15 protein-coding genes and 1 tRNA gene are annotated in these 18,421 nt (G+C 49.8%); 5 read left to right on the forward strand and 11 right to left on the reverse strand.

Features of this window, described 5'->3' with window-relative positions; translation table 11 throughout:
• Window positions 1–23 precede the first annotated feature (23 nt).
• From recA to brnQ, 3 genes are all read left to right on the forward strand, one after another.
• Complete coding sequence (recA, locus tag HGKM_RS05595; RefSeq protein WP_019134369.1) at window positions 24–1,130, forward strand: recombinase RecA; 1,107 nt, start codon at window positions 24–26, stop codon at window positions 1,128–1,130.
• 48 nt (window positions 1,131–1,178) lie between these two features.
• Window positions 1,179–2,723 carry a ribonuclease Y gene (gene rny / locus HGKM_RS05600; protein WP_019134370.1) on the forward strand — a complete coding sequence of 515 codons (1,545 nt, stop codon included), beginning with the start codon at window positions 1,179–1,181 and terminating at the stop codon, window positions 2,721–2,723.
• 135 nt (window positions 2,724–2,858) lie between these two features.
• Window positions 2,859–4,154 carry a branched-chain amino acid transport system II carrier protein gene (gene brnQ / locus HGKM_RS05605; protein ID WP_019134371.1) on the forward strand — a complete coding sequence of 432 codons (1,296 nt, stop codon included), beginning with the start codon at window positions 2,859–2,861 and terminating at the stop codon, window positions 4,152–4,154.
• Here the strand turns inward: brnQ and HGKM_RS05610 are convergent.
• From HGKM_RS05610 to HGKM_RS05635, 6 genes are all read right to left on the reverse strand, one after another.
• Window positions 4,151–4,474 (reverse strand): hypothetical protein, encoded by a 324-nt coding sequence (locus HGKM_RS05610; protein WP_019134372.1) that lies wholly within the window; start codon window positions 4,472–4,474, stop codon window positions 4,151–4,153. The genes brnQ and HGKM_RS05610 overlap by 4 nt on opposite strands.
• Window positions 4,471–7,293 carry a YfhO family protein gene (locus tag HGKM_RS05615; protein ID WP_019134373.1) on the reverse strand — a complete coding sequence of 941 codons (2,823 nt, stop codon included), beginning with the start codon at window positions 7,291–7,293 and terminating at the stop codon, window positions 4,471–4,473. Before HGKM_RS05615 ends, HGKM_RS05610 begins: the two co-directional genes overlap by 4 nt.
• A 22-nt stretch (window positions 7,294–7,315) precedes the next feature.
• Window positions 7,316–9,007, reverse strand: a complete 1,692-nt coding sequence (locus HGKM_RS05620) for a glutamine--tRNA ligase/YqeY domain fusion protein (protein WP_019134374.1) — start codon at window positions 9,005–9,007, stop codon at window positions 7,316–7,318.
• 233 nt (window positions 9,008–9,240) lie between these two features.
• A complete protein-coding gene (locus HGKM_RS05625; RefSeq protein ID WP_218916880.1) occupies window positions 9,241–11,622 on the reverse strand; it encodes a transglutaminase TgpA family protein in 2,382 nt (793 codons plus the stop codon).
• On the reverse strand, window positions 11,612–12,820 hold the full coding sequence (locus tag HGKM_RS05630) for a DUF58 domain-containing protein (RefSeq protein ID WP_019134376.1): 1,209 nt from the start codon (window positions 12,818–12,820) through the stop codon (window positions 11,612–11,614). Before HGKM_RS05630 ends, HGKM_RS05625 begins: the two co-directional genes overlap by 11 nt.
• Window positions 12,817–13,785 carry an AAA family ATPase gene (locus HGKM_RS05635; protein WP_019134377.1) on the reverse strand — a complete coding sequence of 323 codons (969 nt, stop codon included), beginning with the start codon at window positions 13,783–13,785 and terminating at the stop codon, window positions 12,817–12,819. Before HGKM_RS05635 ends, HGKM_RS05630 begins: the two co-directional genes overlap by 4 nt.
• A 190-nt stretch (window positions 13,786–13,975) precedes the next feature.
• Here HGKM_RS05635 and HGKM_RS05640 point away from each other — a divergent pair, with 190 nt between their 5' ends.
• Window positions 13,976–14,971: a tyrosine recombinase XerC gene (locus HGKM_RS05640; RefSeq protein ID WP_019134378.1), complete on the forward strand. Its 996-nt coding sequence runs from the start codon at window positions 13,976–13,978 to the stop codon at window positions 14,969–14,971.
• Here HGKM_RS05640 and HGKM_RS05645 read toward each other — a convergent pair.
• From HGKM_RS05645 to HGKM_RS05655, 3 genes are read right to left on the reverse strand one after another with little or no spacing between them, the layout of a single operon-like run.
• Window positions 14,968–15,225, reverse strand: coding sequence for a hypothetical protein (locus HGKM_RS05645; RefSeq protein ID WP_019134379.1), 258 nt, complete (start codon window positions 15,223–15,225; stop codon window positions 14,968–14,970). The genes HGKM_RS05640 and HGKM_RS05645 overlap by 4 nt on opposite strands.
• 20 nt (window positions 15,226–15,245) lie before the next feature.
• Window positions 15,246–15,737, reverse strand: a complete 492-nt coding sequence (locus tag HGKM_RS05650) for a threonine/serine exporter family protein (protein WP_019134380.1) — start codon at window positions 15,735–15,737, stop codon at window positions 15,246–15,248.
• 9 nt (window positions 15,738–15,746) lie between these two features.
• The gene (locus HGKM_RS05655) at window positions 15,747–16,535 is read right to left on the reverse strand and encodes a threonine/serine exporter family protein (protein ID WP_019134381.1); all 789 of its coding nucleotides are present in this window, start codon (window positions 16,533–16,535) and stop codon (window positions 15,747–15,749) included.
• Between the two features lie 119 nt (window positions 16,536–16,654).
• On the opposite strand from HGKM_RS05655, the gene HGKM_RS05660 reads away from it, so the two are divergent.
• A tRNA-Leu gene (locus tag HGKM_RS05660) sits at window positions 16,655–16,737 on the forward strand.
• Window positions 16,738–16,788: 51 nt separating this feature from the next.
• Here the strand turns inward: HGKM_RS05660 and ald are convergent.
• Window positions 16,789–17,910 (reverse strand): alanine dehydrogenase, encoded by a 1,122-nt coding sequence (gene ald / locus HGKM_RS05665; protein WP_019134382.1) that lies wholly within the window; start codon window positions 17,908–17,910, stop codon window positions 16,789–16,791.
• A 179-nt stretch (window positions 17,911–18,089) separates the two neighbouring features.
• Window positions 18,090–18,419: a LysM peptidoglycan-binding domain-containing protein gene (locus HGKM_RS05670; protein WP_019134383.1), complete on the reverse strand. Its 330-nt coding sequence runs from the start codon at window positions 18,417–18,419 to the stop codon at window positions 18,090–18,092.
• Between the last annotated feature and the right edge of the window lie 2 nt (window positions 18,420–18,421).

The raw sequence follows: 18,421 nt of genomic DNA on the forward strand, positions 1-18,421 counted from the left end.
TATAATTATATGAAGGAGGAAGAATGGCCAATCAAAACCTAAAAGTGAGCGACCGCGATAAGGCCCTCCAGATGGCTTTTAATAAAATTGAAAAACAGTTTGGCAAGGGATCAGTGATGAAGTTGGGGGATATGCCCCACATGGAAATTGCTGCCATTCCCACCGGGGCCTTGAACCTGGATATTGCCCTCGGAATCGGTGGAATTCCCCGCGGACGGATTGTGGAACTCTATGGTCCGGAATCTTCCGGGAAGACCACTTTAGCCTTGGAAACCGTTGCCCAGGCCCAAAAGATGGGTGGTATTGCCGCCTTTATCGACGCGGAGCATGCTTTGGATGTGGGCTATGCAAAGAATTTAGGGGTGGATATCGACAATCTTGTCCTCTCTCAGCCGGATGATGGGGAACAGGCCCTGGAAATTTGTGAATCCCTGGTCCGTTCCAATGCCGTTGATATTGTTGTTATTGACTCCGTCGCCGCCTTGGTACCCCGTGCTGAAATTGAAGGAGAGATGGGGGATACCCATGTGGGGCTTTTGGCTCGGTTAATGAGCCAGGCTCTTCGTAAGCTAACACCTATCGTCTCCAAAACCAATACGACCGTCCTCTTCCTCAACCAGATCCGTCAAAAGATCGGGGTTCTTTATGGAAACCCGGAAGTGACTACGGGCGGAATTGCTCTTAAGTTTTACTCCACAGTCCGGATGGAGATCCGGCGGGGTGAACAGATCAAAGATGGCAATGACGTCATCGGAAACCGAACCCGGGTCAAGGTCGTGAAAAATAAGGTTGCTCCTCCATTCAAAAGAGTGGAGTTTGATATTATGTATGGTAGCGGCATTTCCCGCATTGGCACGATTTTAGATACTGCCAACGATATGGGAATTGTGGAAAGAGCCGGTGCCTGGTACAGTTATAATGATGTTAAGCTGGGCCAGGGCCGTGAAAATTCCAAGACCTTCCTTGAGGAGAATCCAGACATTTTGGAAGAAATCGAAGGAAAGGTTCGTGCAACCATCCAGTCCAGTCAGTCCGACAATCGGTTAGGATCTTCGGGTCCTGATCAGGAAGATGCCGTTTCCCCAGTGAGTGACAAGGAAGACGACGACGCATTTTTTGATATCGACTGATTCCCATTAAAAATGTACCTTTATATTCCAGATGAAAGGAGGTGAACGATGGATCTAATCATTATGTCTATCCTGGCCTTTCTCGTGGGTGCTGCTGCTTTCTTCTTTATCGGAGGCAAGGTAAAGGAGAATCAATTTGAGTCGGAGGTAGGATCGGCCAAGTCCTTGTCGAAAAAGATTGTCGATGAGGCTAACCGAGACGCCGAGTCTGCAAAAAAGGAAGCCCTACTGGAAGCTCGGGATGAAATCCATCGGATGAAAGACGAACAGGAAGCCCAATACTTTAAGCGCCAGAGTGAACTCCAGGACATGGAGCGCCGGGTCTTAAAGAGGGAAGATAGTCTTGAATCCAAAACCGCCAGCTTTGAAAGGCGGCTCAACCAGCTTCAATCCGACGAGAAAAAGCTGGCCCAAACAAAGGAGGAGGCTGTTGCCCTCCTTAACAAACACCAGGAAGAGCTGGAGCGGATTTCCGGTTTAACCAAGGACCAGGCTAAGGAAGAAGTCCTGGAGGAGATGAAGGCCAAGACCATTCATGAACAGGCCCAGATTCTCCGAGAATACCAATCGAAAACGGAAGAGACGGCGGAAGATATGGCCCGGGAGATAGTCACTCGGACGATCCAACGCTATGCATCAGACTATGTCGCAGAATCAACGGTAACCGTAGTTTCCTTGCCCAACGATGAAATGAAGGGACGGATTATCGGCCGGGAAGGTCGGAATATCCGGTCCTTTGAGACCATCTCCGGCGTGGACCTGATTATCGATGATACTCCACAAGCTGTTGTCCTCTCCTGCTTCGACCCGGTCCGTCGGGAAAAAGCCCGGGTGGCCCTGGAAAAGCTTATTGCTGATGGCCGTATCCACCCCACTCGAATTGAAGAACTCTACAAAAAAGCAGAGTCCGAAGTTGACCAGACCATCAAAAAGGCCGGTGAAGAAGCCCTTAATGATGTCGGCATTCGGAATATGCATCCCGAATTGGTCTATATCCTGGGTAAGCTTAAATACCGGACTTCCTATGGCCAAAATGCCCTGGCCCACTCCATTGAAGTGGCCCATATTGCCGGCATGCTGGCAGAGGAGGTGGGGGCCAACGTCAAGGTGGCAAAAAGAGGTGGACTTCTCCACGATATCGGCAAGGCCATCGACCATGAGATCGATGCGCCCCATGTCGAGTTGGGCATTAAAGCGGCCCGCCGCTACAAGGAGAAGAAGGAAGTCCTCCACTGCATTGAGTCCCACCACAACGATGTGGAGCCTTCCACGATCGAGGCCCTCTTGGTTCAATCGGCTGATGCGATTTCTGCAGCCAGACCGGGAGCTCGTCGCGAATCCATGGAAAACTATGTCAAGCGCCTGGAAGACCTGGAGGCGATTACCAATTCCTTCAAGGGGATTGAGAATTCTTTCGCGATTCAGGCCGGACGTGAGGTTCGGATCATGGTCAAGCCGGAAGCCATCTCTGAAGACCAGATGACCGTTCTGGCCAATGAGATTGCTCACAAGATCGAAGAAAATTTGGAATACCCCGGCCAGATCAAAATCAACATGATCCGTCAGACCCGTGCACAAGCATTTGCAAAATAAATGAACAAAAGGAAAAGAGCCTATCTTAGGGGATAGGCTCTTTTTTGTACAAAAAGATCGGGAGAAATGATATCATTATTAAAACTTCTACAATGAAAAATGTCCCCCAATAAATAATCGGAAAGAGAGAAAACTATGGACCCATCCCGAAAAATATCCAACAAAGAAATAATTGTATCCGGCCTAGCCCTTTTTGCCATCTTTTTCGGGGCAGGGAACCTCATTCTTCCGCCTATGATGGGGCTAAAGGCCGGGGCCAGCTGGCCGGTTGCCCTATTCGGTTTTCTTTTATCCGAAATTATCTTTCTTTTTATGGGATTTCAAGCGGCCGTCTACTGCGAAGGGGATATGAAGCAATTTGGCCGGAAGTATTCCAGGAATTTTGGGGTCCTGCTGGGAATTATTATCATGCTTTTGATCGGCCCTATCATTGCTGTGCCCAGAACGGCGGCGACCACCTTCGAGATGTCGGTCCTGCCCTTTTTTCCGGACTTCAACCCCATCCTCTTTTCTCTTCTTTTCTTTGGTTTGACCTTTTTCTTTTCCATCAATGGGAGTTCCGTGGTTGATTTCATCGGAAAGTATTTGACCCCGGCCCTCCTCATCATCCTTGTCATTATTCTTGTTATCGGAATTTTTTCCCCCCTGACTTCTTCCGACCAGGTGGTGGAAAACCAGCTGGGAGCAGGCTTTGTCGAGGGTTACCAAACTATGGATGCCATCACTGCGGTTATTATCGCCGCCACCTTCCTCTCCCATTTCAGGGAGGTGGGGATCCAGGACAAAAAAAGCCTGTCTTGGACCATGACCCGGGTCTGTGGGATTGCCTGTTTCCTCCTGGCCCTGGTCTATGGAGGTCTGGCTTACCTGGGAGCTATTTCCTCGACTTTTGCAGATCCCTCAATGCAGAGGACAGAGCTCTTGACAAAAATTGTTGAGATGACCATGGGGTCCTTTGGTAAAATTGCCTTAAGCCTATGCACCTTCCTGGCCTGCCTAACCACTTCCGTCGGATTGACCCATGCTACCTCCCTCTTCTTCCGGGATTTTACCAAGGGAAAGATCTCCTATAAGTTGATGGTGACGGTAACCACCTTGGTTGCCTGTGCCATCTCCCTCCTTGGGGTTGACCGGATCATCTCCTTATCGGCCCCCCTTCTTTTCGTGGTCTACCCGGTCATGATCCTCCTTACCATCCTCAACCTTCTTGACCGAGGACGGATCAGCCACTGGGTATACAAATTTTCCATCAGTTTCACCTTTATTGCCTCAGTGGTCGATAGCATCCGAGCCTATGGCTTTAAAGACCTCTCTCTCGTTAAAGCCTTTGACCACATCCCTCTCGCCGAATACGGTTTTTCCTGGATCTTTTTCTCCTTGTTGGGTGTGATTGTCGGCTACATCTTCTCCAAAATCAAGGAGAAGAATTAGTCCTCATCCTTCTCCTTATCCATGGTCTCCTTCTGCACTTGTCTGTTTTCTCTAGCGTGGATCCTATCTCCGGGCCGGATCTTCTTCCCGCAGTGGGGGCAGGCCGGGGGAAAGGGGATCATCTTTCCAAGGTGAAAGCCGCAATGAGGACAGCGCCAGAGGTTATAATCCAGATAGGCAGCCAGGATAAAGACCAGCAAAAGGACCAACTCCAAGATAGGGAGCTGGTCCTTATTTTTATTAAGGAAAAAAATGACTAGAGAGCCCACCATGGCCAGGCGAAGAATGAGGTGGAGGATTCTGGTCGTTCGGAGGCTCATTCTTCCACCTCGTCGAAAGTTGCTTCATCCTCGGGTTCATAAGCGATCAGATAGCGAAAGCTTCCACGGCGGAGATTTGTCTTACGACCTTGTTTTAGGCGGAGGTAGGTCATTTCAAAGATAAGAAGGACCACGAGTGAAAGGGCGGATGTAATGGCCCCATAATTCAAATAGGGCGGGGTATAGGTCATGGAAAAACGGTGGCTTCCTTCAGGAACGGAGACCAGGGTCAGACCGTCCAAGCCTTTTTGACTATGGACCAGTTGGCCATCCACAAAGAATGTCCAGCCCTCATCATAGGGAATGGAGAGGAGGAGGTAGGGAGTATTCTTTTTTGCCTGAAAGCTTCCTTCCAAGTAGGTATCTTGCCAATAAGTCACTTTCAGGCCATTCGTCTCTTGGAAATTCTTGGCCTGGTCCCAAGCCATTTCATTAAAGCGGAAAAGGGAGATGTTATTGATGGTGAAGTTAGTTTTCTTCTTATCGAGAGTCACCTTCAAATTCTGGGCCCGACTTGGGTCAGATTTTGCCGCCACATTATAAACCTGGGAAAAGCTGAAGGATGAGTTTCGTTTTGAAGGCAAGGGGTCGCCATTTAAAGAAAGTTTGGAGTTCTTCTTATTGAGGGTGTTGGAGATGGATAGATAATAGGAGGCTCCTTTTTCTGTTTGAAAATGGTAGTTGAGGGAGGCTTCTTTTCCGTCTTCAATCTGGCGGAAGCGGGAGAGATTGTCCTTGGACTGACTTTCCTTCATATTCTTTCTTTCTGTCAGATCACAAACCTCTCGTTGGAAGTAGTTGATGGACCCGGGATTGCCATCCAAAAAGTTAGCGATCATATCCTGACTATCCACGGGGTTCTTCCGTCCAAAATGAAAGTTCCGGATTCCTTCTTCAGCGAGAAGGCCCAGGGGTAGGGCTTGGTCCAGCTCATAGACATCCATATATGGCGTGGATCCCACCTTTTTCATATCTCGAATGTCCGGCCGGTAGGAGTTTTTTTTGAAATGGGAGTAATAGGGAACCTGGCCATTATCTTTTACTTTGGAAACCAGGTAATAGCGGAGTCCAAATAAGCCATCCGTCAACTTGGTGGGGTTGGATCCCGTTACAGAATTGGAGGTTACCGGAAAACCCAGACCCGACATGACATCAACCGTTGTCCGGTTCAAATCCGAATTGAAATGGGAGAGACAGGGATAAGCAAACCGCATACCGTCGTTATTGTCATGCTGAAAGTCCTTTTCAATCCGGTAAAAGTCATTTTCTCCCGGCAGGATCTCATCAACAGTCTCTTTTAAAGCTTGTTCAAAAAAGCGGAATTGCTGGTGAGATTCGTAGTCATAGCAGCCCGTCAGGAAGGCCCCGTGGATTCCCATCTCCACAAAGGTCACCAGGGCCAGGATTCCTGTCAACTGGCGACGGAAAAGTAAAGATGGGGAAGATGCCCTGGCATGAAGGAGATAGACCAGAACAAGGATGATAACTCCGGTTGCCAGGAGGTGGTAGAGGGTCAGGAAATCCTTAAAGCGGTCCAGATTAAAATAGAGGTAGGCCAGTAGACCGCCGTAAAGGACCAGGGTGGCGAGATAAGCAATGGGGCGGGTGGACCTGATCCGGTCAAAGGACCGGTAAGCCAGGTAGACCATGAAAAAAGACATGAGCCAGGAGTAGCGGTAAATATACCAAAGAGGGTGTTGCATCCCATGCCATATCATGTTAAGAGCATCAATTCCCATGGAGAAATAAAGGACAGCCAAGACGAAGAATGCCCCTAATTTTTCCCGGAAGGAAATGCCCTTTTGAAAAAAGTAGAGGATAATCAGGATATTCACCAAGCTACCCACGAAAATATTAGGCAAGCCGTAGGGGACCTGGTCATAGGAAAAAGCACCGGGAATAATCTTGGCAAAAAAGTCAAAGGGGGGATAGTTCCATTCGATTTTCGGAAGGAATTCCTGGGTGTAGGATCCCTTGGATAAGACAATGGAATAGAGGGTGGGCGCCAAAACAACTGCTGCCAATCCTGCCCCGATAAGGGAGTAAAGGAGGAAACGGACAAATTGGAAGAAACGGTCCTTGACCCATTCTTTTTGAGAAAAGTTGATATCCCTGGGCGCACGAATCAAACTAAAGACCGAATAAAAGGCCAAAAAAAGACAAGCCATGAAGGCCATATAGTAGTTCACCAGGATCATATAGGCCAGAGAGAGGGCATAGGGGAGGGGGTTCTTTCCCTCAAAAAGTCGCTCCAAGAACAAGACCACCAGCGGAAAGACCAAGATAACATCCAGCCACATGTGGTTGAGCATAAAAGCCACAGCAAAGGAGAGGACGCCATAAAGGGTGGAAAAGAGGACCACTTTTCCGTCCTGTCCCTTTTCATGGCCCATCAAAAAGATAGAGAAGTTTAGACCGGCTAAGCCGATTTTCAGGCATTGGACGATCTGGATAGCAAAGGGAAGGTCTTCCCTGGAAAAGAGGAAGAAAATGAAATGGAGGGGGCTGAGCAAGTAATAAGAGTAGGTCCCGGCCATCCCTCCGCCCAAGGATTTTGTCCAATTGTAAAAGAAGCCCCCCGGTTCCGATAGGCTATGACGGAAAGCCTCATAGAAGCCCACATATTCGTGGCGAAGGTCCACAGCCATGGTGGTATTGGGCCCGAAGGGGAAGATTCCGGACACAACAAAGCCGGGGATTAAGAGCAGGATGGGCAGGAGAAAAGAGGCCAGAAGGATTAAAGCCCGCTTGGAAAAAGCAGGCTTGGTCCGAACTCGTAAAACGGTGTCCATGCCACGGTAAACTTTTTTTACATTCATGGATACTTCCTTTAATGGATTATTACTTTACTTTGTAGGAATCTCTCAGGGAGACAATTTCGTTGAAAATCCGATGGTCAGCCCTTGACTTCGTGTCTTCAATAAAGAAGCCCTTCCGCATGAACTGGACCTGTTTTCGACCTTCCTGGGCCAGGTAGGGCTCCACATAGCAAGATTTCAAGACTTTGAGGGAGTCCGGGTTGATGAGCTCCGTATAGTCGCGGTCATCCCCATCCGGATTCTCCACAGTAAAGAGCTTGTCATAGAGGTTGACCTGGCATTCGATCCCTTCTTTCACAGGAACCCAGTGGATGGTTCCCTTGATCTTCCGGCCGTCAGCGGGATTCCCACCCTGGGAATCGGGATCGTAGTCGGCGTGAACACAGGTCACTTGGCCATTATCATCCGTCTCATAGGAGGTGCATTTGACCACAAAGGCGTTCATAAGCCGGACTTCATTGCCGGGGAAGAGACGGAAGTATTTCTTGGGTGGGTCAACCATAAAGTCATCCCGATCAATCCAAACTTCTTTGCCGAAGGGGACCTGATGAGTTCCCATGGATTCATCCTTGGGGTGGTTTTTGATGGTGCAGACCACGGTCTCCTCTTCGGGGAAATTATCGATCACCAACTTGACGGGATCCAGGACGCCCATCACTCGGGGAGCATGTTGGTTGAGGTCATCCCGGACGAAATACTCCAGGTATTGGAAGTCGACAATAGAGTCGGTCTTAGAGACACCAACAGCCTCAATAAAATTCCGGATGGCTTGAGGAGTATAGCCCCGACGCCGCATGCCGATCAGGGTGGGGAGGCGGGGGTCATCCCAGCCGTCCACCAGGCCTTCCTCCACGAGATAGCGGAGTTTCCGCTTGGACATGACGGTGTAGGTCATATTGAGACGAGCAAATTCAATCTGTCGGGGCTTATTTTCCACCTGGGTTTCCTCGACGACCCAGGTGTAGAGGGGGCGGTGGGCTTCAAATTCCACCGTGCAGAGGGAGTAGTTGATCCCTTCAAAAGCATCCTCCAAGGGATGGGCAAAGTCATACATGGGGTAAATGCACCATTTTGTCCCGGTCATGTGGTGGGGCTTGTGGGCAATGCGGTAGATGACAGGGTCCCGCATATTCATATTTCCGGAGGCCATATCAATTTTTGCCCGTAAAGTTTTTTCGCCGTCCTTAAATTCACCGGCCCGCATCCGTTGGAATAGGTCCAGGTTCTCCTCGACAGACCGTTCCCTGTAAGGGGATTCTATCCCGGGGCGGTTAAAGTCGCCACGGCTTTCCCGGATTTCCTCAGCCGTCTGGTCATCCACATAGGCCTTGCCACGACGGATAAGGTGGAGGGCCGCCTCATACATCTTTTCAAAGTAATCCGAGGCATGGAAAAAGCGGTCACCCCAGTCGAAGCCTAACCAATGAATGTCCTCTTTGATGGCCCGAACAAAGGCTTCATCTTCCTTAACCGGGTTGGTGTCATCCATCCGGAGATTGCAGAGACCCCCATATTTTTCGGCCGTACCAAAGTCCAGGCAGATGGCCTTGGCATGGCCGATGTGGAGAAGGCCATTGGGCTCCGGGGGAAAGCGGGTGTGGATATTTTGGCCATGAGTCCGTCCACCGGGTTTTTGTTCTTCATCAATAATTTGGTGGATGAAGTTGCTGGTGCATTCATCCTGAACGGAATTTGTATCGATCGTGGGATTCATAAAAACTCCTCTCTGATATGCTCAAGTGATTGGTCTATTTTACCATGTTTAAAGGGAAAAGGCCTGGCCAGAATCTCCAGCAAATATTCTAGCATCCTCAAAATCCTCCCGAGATCATAGTGGAGGGGAGAGGAGACCGACCAAGGCCGTGGTTTTCAAAATATAAATTATGTCACAAAATACATATTTTGTGACAACAGAGGGGGCCCGGACAAATAAGCCCGGAAGCCAGTCTACCAGGGCTTTCTTGGCACCTTGAAGACTTCCCCGAAGAGCCATCCTGTCTTCGACAATTTCCTCTTTCTTTCTGCGGACAATTTGATATAGAGACGGTGAATGGCTTGGAGATCTTCCCTTGTTGGTTCTTCTTCACCGTAACGGAAAGCTTCCAAACTCGCTTGGACCTCATTGATCTCCTTCCAATCATACTTGACGTAAAGTTTATCCAGAAGGTCTTTAACCGTGTCCTTCCTTTGGATGGATAGTCCTTCCTCTTGACCCATACGCTTTATCTCTGTCCAGATTCGATCCATGGTTTCCCTTGGACCGGTTTTTGCCCGATCCAGAGATGCCGGCAACTGACGTTCTTTCCAACGTCGGTCTTTTCCGATGACATAAAAGGCCAATCCCAAGGCGAAGACGAGGATAATTAAGCCGAATACCATCCATTTCGCTCCAGAGGCCTCCAGAGGGCTTTTAGGCGATTTTTCATCCTCAGAGGTATCGTTGTCTATTGGCGTTGAAGATTCTTCGTCTATTGACGCCTCAGGCCCTGATTCTTCGGAAAGATCTTCTGAGGATTCTTGGCTATCTTCCGGTTCCTCCGGAGTGGGTTGATCGTCCGGATGGTTTAAGGATAAACCGGATAAGGTCTCCATATGTGAAGATGGTGTGGCTTCGACAGGAATCCATCCCAAACCTTCCATATGGACTTCACACCAAGCGTGGGCCTGGTTGGCGGTTAAGGTTCGGTTGGCCACATCATCCGGCGCAATGTCCATAAAAGGCAGGACAAATCCTTCGGCGTATCGGGTTTCATAACCCAGGTCCCTCAACAGGATGGTCATGGCTGAGGCAAAGTAAACGCAATAGCCTTCCTTATTTGTCAAAAAGTTATCAATAAATAATTCATCATCAGAAATCGTGGAGGCATTTAAATTATAGCTGTAGTTCCGGGAGAAATGGTCTTGGATTTGGCTAACCAAGCTGGCAAAGTCTTTTTCTTCCCCATAGACAATCTCATGAAGGCTAGAGTCCAAGACAGCGACATTATTCTCCAAGGCCCTCTCCCCCTTCACCCTTGTCGGTGTGTAGGAGGCCAGGCTTTGGGGATCCACCACTTTTCTCAGGGGAATATAGTGGTCTATGGAGACCATGCCGAATTCATGATAGGGAGATTCCGAGACCACCATCCCATTCTCGCTATAGAGAAAAGAATTGTTGATCTGAAGCCCGGTAAAGGGATCCATTGGATTGATTGGGCCATCAGGAGCCTGAAGAAGGCGGCCTAAAAGTCCGGGCTTTCCCGGTGTGAAGACCACCTTGGTGTCTCTATGGGGTCGCTGGATGAGGATGGTGGGTTTAATCAGACCATCCTGGAGAGCCCGGTCTCGGACAGCCTTATCCGTAAACCAGAAGCTTTTGGCCTTATCCGAAGTGACATCGTCAAAAAAATTCAAATCCCAGGGAAAGACCTTTAGGATTTGTTCATTTTTATAGGACCAGGAGTGTCCATCGAAGGCATCATAGGTTGACCCACGCAGGTAAAGGGCATCCGGGCCGGCAGTCACATCGATATAAGGGTCCTCACTAGGCTTTACGGGACCGCCGACATGAAGGTTTCCCTGAGGATAAAAACCTAACTCCTTTAAAGAGAAAGCGGTAACCTCTCCCCCTTCCATGGGCCTCTTATCATTGAGGAAGCGGTGGAAGTCGGGATTGAAGAAGGTATCGCTGGGGATAACCAGGGAAAGGAGGAAGGTCAGGCCCACTAAGGTCAACCCGAAGCTGATCGGGGGTCTTTGGTCCCTTCCGGCCGGATCCTGTCTAAAGGCATAGGAAGCGTAGACACAAAATAACCCGGCAAGAAGAGCCGGCATCCACCGTAGATCAACGGTTAAATCTTCAATAAAAAAGAGAGGGCCAATCAAAAAGAGGAGGTTTAGCAAAGGAATGGGCAGGGCCCAAATCGTCAGGACAGAAAGAAGAGAGCTTCCAAACAAAATAAGATTGGGAATCGACTGAGGCATAAGCAAAGGATCTTCTATTGAGGTGGCTTGAATCCAACCGAGAATCCGTTGAAAGGCCCCTTCCTTTGACAGCCAAAATGAAGGAGAAAGAAAGGACAGTCCGAAATCTGAACCGCTTACCCACTGGACAATCAAAAGGAGAAGGGATAAAGCGACAATCGGAAGTGAAATCTTCCAATATTTGAAAACAAGTCCTGAAAGAAGGCAGACCGATAGAACGATGGCCAGACTGAATAGGAAGTTGACCCCCACAGAAGGAGCATACTGTCCAACAAGACGAAGTCCGAAATAGCTTAGACAGAGGGCGAATACCGAAGAGGTTAGCCAGGATTGAAGGGTCTGCGCCCATTCTTTTTTAGTTTTCATGGCCCCCTCCCTTCTCTTCATCCAACCATAGGCAGGAAAAATCAGCTTTTTTTACCTTTTCTACCATATCCGGATCATTCATAGAAAGATAGGATAAACAAATGAAATAGATCCCCAACTCATAGGCCTGGATTAGGGCCCCCAAGGACTCCTGGTCAAAGCGCTGGATAAAGATAACCTGGGCTTTATCACCCATGGGCTCAATCTTCCAGTTAAGGCCCCCGGTTCGGAAAGGGAGCCTGGCTAACCAAAGTCGGAGCTTTCCCTCTTCAGCGATGGAGGGAAAGGTCTTATATTGGCCTTGGACATCCGAAATGCGGACGACCTGCCTCCGGTCCAGCATGGTCTTGGAAAAAGTATAGATCTGGTCAAGGAAGAAATTCCGGTCCATGAGCAGGCGGAGCCGGTCTCCATGAAGGTCCGTTTTTTTCGCTGTCATAAAGTGGGGCGAAGGTCCTTCCACATCTGCTGTATGGACGATGATCCGGAGGGGTTCCTGGTCAGTATCCGAATAGCGTTTAACCATGAACTCCTGGAGGCGGGCCGTTAACTTCCAGTGGACATGAGCCATGGACTCTCCTTGGGCTAGGGGATCGATAGAAAAAAGATCATCCGTTACTGTGGTTAAGTTTTTTTTCTGAATGGGGTCCCCGAGTTCATCAGCAAGGGAGGTCAGTCCGGATCCGGCCTCTCCGCGACTCAGGCTGGGCAGGGCATAGCAGTGGACCATATGGCTGAGCCGGTCCTGGCTGAAGGACATCCGGATGAAGCCCAGGAAGTCCTCATAAATGGGTTCTTTGGTTTCCAGGGTGTAAGTTCCCGTAAAGGGCAACATAAAAGCCAGATCTACTGTCCGGGTCTCCTTAGGCTGGAGCATGACTTCCATGGGTTTTTCTTTTTTCCCCTGGACAATTTTCAAGTCGGGAAAGAGGAGAAAAAAGGCCATAAACGGAGATTCATTGGTCAGCTGGCAGATCCAATGACCTTCCTGGCCCCTTTGGAGGACTTGTGGACGGATGGTCAGCTTGGCCTTGAGTTTCCGGTCGGAGAGCTTGGAGAAGATGATGGACAGAATGGGTAGGAGGGTCCAAAAGATAATAAAAATATGGGGAAATGGCCGTAATTGTAAGTTGGCCAGGACGAAAAGAACCAGCCAACCCAGAGCCCAGAAAAAAAAGCGGGGTCGGATGGCTTTCATCGGGGGGCGACCATTTCTTTCAGGAGGCGGTCGGTGACGTCAGCGGAAGTCATGCCCTGCCCCCGGGCCTGGGCCTTCATGATCATCCGATGGTCAAGGACGTCGTGGGCCATCCGTTGGATATCATCCGGCTTGACATAGGTTCGACCTTCCATGAGGGCCAGGGTAGAGGCAGCTTTGAGGAGCATGATGGAGGCGCGGGGGCTGACGCCCAGTTCCACCCATTCGGATTCACGGCTACCCCTGGTTAGGGAAAGGAGGTAGTGCTTGACTTCATCGGATGCCGTGACATCTTCCACGGCTTCGCGGATTTGGCGGATTTCGTTCCCATCCGCGACCACTCGAACGGTCTCGGAAAGATGCTTAAGGGCATCCTTGTCCATAATCAGCATTTCTTCTTCTTTGGAAGGATAGCCGATGGATAGGCGCATCATAAACCGGTCCATCTGGGCTTCCGGCAAGGGGTAGGTACCCACATGTTCGACCGGGTTTTGGGTGGCCATGACCATGAAGGGTTGGGGCAGGATGTAGGTCTTTCCCTCCACGGTGACCTGGCCCTCTTCCATGGCTTCCAAAAGGGCTGACTGGGTCCTTGGAGAGGAACGGTTGATTTCATCAGCCAGGAGGATTTGAGTCATGGCTGCCCCTTCGCGGAAGACAAATTCCGATGTTTTGGGGTTGTAGATGTTAAAGCCCGTTACATCCGAGGGCATGAGGTCCGGGGTAAACTGGATCCGTTGGAAGTCCAGGCCTACAGCCCGGGCAAGAGCTCGGGCTACTGTGGTTTTCCCGATTCCGGGCACATCCTCCAAGAGAACATGACCCCCGGCCAAGAGGCAAATGAGCATCTTTCGGATGACGACTTGGTTACCCACGACGGATTCTTTTATTGAAGTCAAGACCTCTTCGGTGAGCTTCTGCGTTTTTCCCGCGGCTTCTTTTACACTAATCTTTCCTACTTTCATGACAAATCTCTCCTCATTGAACAAATTTTACCTATCCGGTATATGGCCAAATCCGCCCTTGTCGGACTTGTATCCATTTTGTTACCTATCTTTTTCAATTATACCTCATGGAAAGACAGGGAACAAATCCTCCTTCTCCCCCTTCCTCCCCCACTATGGTAAAATGCAGGGAGAAAGAAAAGAGGACACCATGACTGATTATTTACCGCTTCCTCTCGAGGATTACATCAATTACCTAAAAACCGTCAAGGGATTGGCCCCTACCAGCATCCGGGAATACACCTATGACCTGACCGCCTTTTTCCGCTTCCTTCGAAAGAGGAAGGGTGGTTCGGAATTCCGCCGGATGGAATTTGATGCCATCCCTATTGAAGATATGGGAATCGAAGATATCCAGAAAGCCAGCCTCCACGACCTTCAAGCCTTCCTGGCCTTTAGCGAGGATGGGGATATGCCTTCCGCTAACCGGAGGGCCAGAAAAACTTCCGCCCTCCGGGGCTTTTTTAAGTATTTGGTGGTCTTTGAAGAAGTCCTGGATAAAAACCCCATGGATAAGCTCACCACGCCGAAAAAGAAAAAAAGGCAGCCGGTCTACCTAACCCTAGCAGAGGCCATCGAGCTGATTGACCAAGCTTCTCGGGAGGAAAATCGCTTTTTTCGCCTCCGGGATGTAGCCATCCTGGTGACCTTCTTGACCACGGGGATCCGCTTGAGCGAGCTGGTCTCCCTCAACCTCAATTCCCTAAAAGATGATCATTTTAATGTGATTGGGAAGGGGGATAAGGAAAGAACGGTCTACATTACCGAGGCCCTCCAGGCCGCCCTCTCCTCCTACCTCTCGGTCCGCCCCATTGTTCCCGGCGAATCCGCCCTCTTTCTCTCCTCCCGAAAAAAACGGATGAGCCAGAGGGCTGTCCAACACCGGATTGAAAAGATCCTCCGAGATGCCGGCTTCGATACCTCCCGCTATTCCGTCCACAAGCTCCGTCATACGGCCGCTACCCTCATGTATAAGGAAGGGGTGGACATTCGGACCCTTCAAAAAATATTGGGCCATGCCTCCATCGGCACGACCCAAATATACACCCACGTGGATGACCCTATGGTGAAACAGGGGATGGAAAAAAACCCTCTTTCTCAGATGGACCTCCCCCACCTCGATCCAAACAAGGGGGAAGAGAACTAGCCCTTGAGTCCCCGGGATTGGCGGTCCATATCCTCCACCACAATGTCAAAAATCTCGCCCAGGCTCCGGCAGTATTTCAGAACATCCCAGGGCTCATTGGTGTGGTAGTGGATTTTGATCAGGTCATCGCCCCCCACAGCCAGGAGGCAGTCCCCTTTAAAATTATTCTCAATGTAGTCATGGATCGCATCCTCATCCAGACCTTCTCCTTCAATCAAAAGCTGGGTATCGTAGCGATATTCGGTTTCTTGCATGATTCTTCCTTTCTAGGCTCCTAATATTGGGAGCTTTTCTTTTTCTTTATCCGTTGGACAATTCCTTTTTTCATAATATATAGGGCCTCTACCATGATGACGCCTAGGGCGATGGAGAGGGCCAGGGACAGGGTCTCGATCATCTTCCGGGTGGCCAGGGCCGAATCTCCGGTGATAAAGCCCACAACCATCTGAAAGAGCTGCATCCCCGGAACCAGGGAGGCCAGGGCCGGGATCAGGAATAGGGTGACCGGGCCTTTCAGGATCCTGGACCCCTCCTGGGCACACCAGGCAATGAAGGCTGAGGAGAGAAAGGCGGCAGGAACGATTCCAATTTTATGCCAGGTGGAGGTGTAAATTCCCCAGCCGAAAAAGGCCATAAAACCTGCCGTGACCGCCATTTTTTTTGAATCCCCCAGAGCTAGGGCAAAGAAGGTTACCCCTAAAAGAGCCCCCAGACATTCCCATAAAATGAGGAGGTAGGGATTGGAAAGGAAGAAATTTTCAATCATAGAGACCTCCTAAAAAATCCAGTTAATGATTAAAAGGGAGAAGCCGGCTCCGAAGGCCAAGGCTAAGGCGGTGGCCATGGCGGAAAGAAGGTTGCCGGCTGCGGTGATATAGTCCCCCTTCATCATATCCCGAATGCCATTGGTAAAGGTCGTTCCCGGAAAGAGCATGATGAGGGAACCCAAAATCATAGGATCCATCCGGACGGAGGGGATGAGCTTGGAGAAAAAGGCCAGGAAAAAACTGGCAATGACGGTCTTAAAAAAGGCCGGGGTGAAGGTTTGGTCGATGTTCTTGGGAAGGACAAAATCCGTCACCACCGTAAGATAAGCGGCGACACCGGCCAGGAAGGACTCCAGGATCCCCCCGCCCCCCATCATGCAAAAGCCCCAGGCAAAGGGGAAGTTCATGAGCCGGGCATGGGGAATCTTCTTTTTTTGTTGAGAGAGAAGGACCAGGTCCATATACGCCTCATCCAGGGTCATCTGGTGGGAGGTTAAAGCCCGGGAAATCTCATTGACCCTTTGTATCTTGTAAAGGTCAAAGAAACGGGACTTGATCCGCTTAATGGCCGTGATATAGGTTTTATCATCAAAGGTAATGGTGACCATTAAGGCCGTGAGCAAACTCACCACGTCCACGTCCTGGTGGTCAGATAAAGCCAGGATCCTCTCCATGGTGTCCTCCACCCGGTAGGTTTCAGCAGCTGAAGAGGTCAAAATCGATCCGGCCAAAAGGGCAATCTGAAGGATTTCCTTATCCCGACTATGCAGTTGTCCTTCCCGGATTTCCATGTCCATGGGCCATCCCCTCCCCTATCAGTCTTTGCTTATTATATCAAAGGCGGAGAGAAGAAAGCGCAAAAAATAAATTTGCATTTTCTCCATCCATCTCATATAATATCTATGTTGCCCAATATGCGGGTGTGGCGGAACGGCAGACGCGCTAGTTTCAGGGACTAGTGAGAGCAATCTCGTGAAGGTTCAAATCCTTTCACCCGCATCAAAAAAAAGAGGACCTTGAGGTCCTCTTTTTTTTGATCATTTTTCTTTCTTATTTCGAACAAATGGCTAGCTCCAAAGGCGTATAGTCTTTTTGCGTAGCTCTGGCCACATTTTCATTGGTTAGCATACCCAGATAACAATTAACCCCCTTTGCCAAGGCCGGATCAGCGATTGCAGCCTTTTCCAGGCCCAGGTCAGCTATTTTCAGGCCATACCGGAGGGTGGCGTTGGTTAAGGCGATGGTGGAAGTCCTGGGAACAGCCCCCGGCATATTGGTGACGCAGTAATGAATTACCCCCTCTTCAATATAGATGGGGTCATCATGGGTGGTTGGCCTTGAACTTTCTGCACAGCCGCCCTGGTCAATGGACACGTCCACAAAGACGGCTCCATTCTTCATCATTTTCAGATGACGGCGGCGGATGAGCTTGGGCGTAGCCCCACCGGGGACCAAAACCGACCCGATAACCAAATCCGCATCCTTAAGCACCCTTTCAATATTGGAGTCGGAGGAGACCAAGGTTTGAACATGGGCGCCAAAAATATTGTCCAAGTATTCCAGCTTCTTAATTGACCGGTTGAGGATGGATACATTGGCCCCCATACCCAAGGCGATTTTACAGGCATTGGCGCCGACCGCTCCGGCTCCCAGGATAACCACGTTGGCCTTCGGAGTCCCCGGCACGCCGGCGAGGAGGATTCCCGCCCCACCAAAGGGTTTCTCCAAGTACTTTGCCCCTTCCTGGATAGAAAGCCGCCCTGCAATCTGGGACATGGGGGCCAGGCAGGGCAAGGATCCATCCTCTTCTTCGATGGTCTCATAGGCCACCGCCTTGATCTTATGGTCTAAAAGGGTCTCAGCCTGGTCAGGAGCGGCAGCTAGGTGGAAGTAGGTGAAGAGGATTAGGCCCTCTCTTAAGAAGGGATATTCCTCCTCCAGAGGTTCCTTGACCTTGACCATCATCTCCACCTTGGACCAAACCTCTTCCGCCCGATCTAAAACGGTGACGCCCAGAGCTTGATAATCCTCATCAGGAAATCCTGATCCCAGGCCGGCTCCTTTTTCTAAATAAACCTCATGACCGTGGGCAATAAAATCCCTGGCCCCATCCGGTGTCAATCCTACACGGTATTCATTATTCTTTATCTCTTTTACACAGCCCACTTTCACGGCAAGACCCTCTCTTTCATCGAACCGGAATTCTCTAGTTCCGGCTTGGAAAAAACTCCTTTTAAGCTTATCACAAGAAAAAGAAGAGGGAGAAAAATCATCTTATTTTCAGCAAAAAAAATGCCGCCTGACGGGCCGGTGATCAAACCGGTCCGCCAATTCGGGCAGCATTTCATTTATTAAATATTTGGGATAAGTAGGGGTTGACCCGGGTGCAGGGTCGACTTACCCAAATTATTTAACCGATAGATTTCTCGAACAAGCTCTCGGGTATCCCTATTTTTTCCCCGGCTTTCTTTTTTGGCCAGGGCCCAAACCGTGTCCCCTTCCTGAACAATAATTCGTTTGCAGGATGGGTTTTGGCTTTGAACTTGATCGGCCATCCCGTAGGCCATCCGGTTGGACATCCAGGTAAAACCGGCAAAAAAGATGGCAAAGAGGAAAAGGCCGGTAACAAAAAGGAAGCTGATAAATCTTCTTTTATTCACAATTAGGGTTCTTTTTTTCATGG

The organism is Kallipyga massiliensis ph2 (assembly GCF_000311985.1).
Lineage (GTDB): Bacteria > Bacillota > Clostridia > Tissierellales > Peptoniphilaceae > Kallipyga > Kallipyga massiliensis.

Bases quoted from the DNA above. Each gene is read 5' to 3' on its own strand.
- recA (WP_019134369.1), top strand. From the start codon at position 24: ATGGCCAATCAAAACCTAAAAGTGAGCGACCGCGATAAGGCCCTCCAG.
- rny (WP_019134370.1), top strand. From the start codon at position 1,179: ATGGATCTAATCATTATGTCTATCCTGGCCTTTCTCGTGGGTGCTGCT.
- brnQ (WP_019134371.1), top strand. From the start codon at position 2,859: ATGGACCCATCCCGAAAAATATCCAACAAAGAAATAATTGTATCCGGC.
- HGKM_RS05610 (WP_019134372.1), bottom strand. From the start codon at position 4,474: ATGAGCCTCCGAACGACCAGAATCCTCCACCTCATTCTTCGCCTGGCC.
- HGKM_RS05615 (WP_019134373.1), bottom strand. From the start codon at position 7,293: ATGAATGTAAAAAAAGTTTACCGTGGCATGGACACCGTTTTACGAGTT.
- HGKM_RS05620 (WP_019134374.1), bottom strand. From the start codon at position 9,007: ATGAATCCCACGATCGATACAAATTCCGTTCAGGATGAATGCACCAGC.
- HGKM_RS05625 (WP_218916880.1), bottom strand. From the start codon at position 11,622: ATGAAAACTAAAAAAGAATGGGCGCAGACCCTTCAATCCTGGCTAACC.
- HGKM_RS05630 (WP_019134376.1), bottom strand. From the start codon at position 12,820: ATGAAAGCCATCCGACCCCGCTTTTTTTTCTGGGCTCTGGGTTGGCTG.
- HGKM_RS05635 (WP_019134377.1), bottom strand. From the start codon at position 13,785: ATGAAAGTAGGAAAGATTAGTGTAAAAGAAGCCGCGGGAAAAACGCAG.
- HGKM_RS05640 (WP_019134378.1), top strand. From the start codon at position 13,976: ATGACTGATTATTTACCGCTTCCTCTCGAGGATTACATCAATTACCTA.
- HGKM_RS05645 (WP_019134379.1), bottom strand. From the start codon at position 15,225: ATGCAAGAAACCGAATATCGCTACGATACCCAGCTTTTGATTGAAGGA.
- HGKM_RS05650 (WP_019134380.1), bottom strand. From the start codon at position 15,737: ATGATTGAAAATTTCTTCCTTTCCAATCCCTACCTCCTCATTTTATGG.
- HGKM_RS05655 (WP_019134381.1), bottom strand. From the start codon at position 16,535: ATGGACATGGAAATCCGGGAAGGACAACTGCATAGTCGGGATAAGGAA.
- HGKM_RS05670 (WP_019134383.1), bottom strand. From the start codon at position 18,419: ATGAAAAAAAGAACCCTAATTGTGAATAAAAGAAGATTTATCAGCTTC.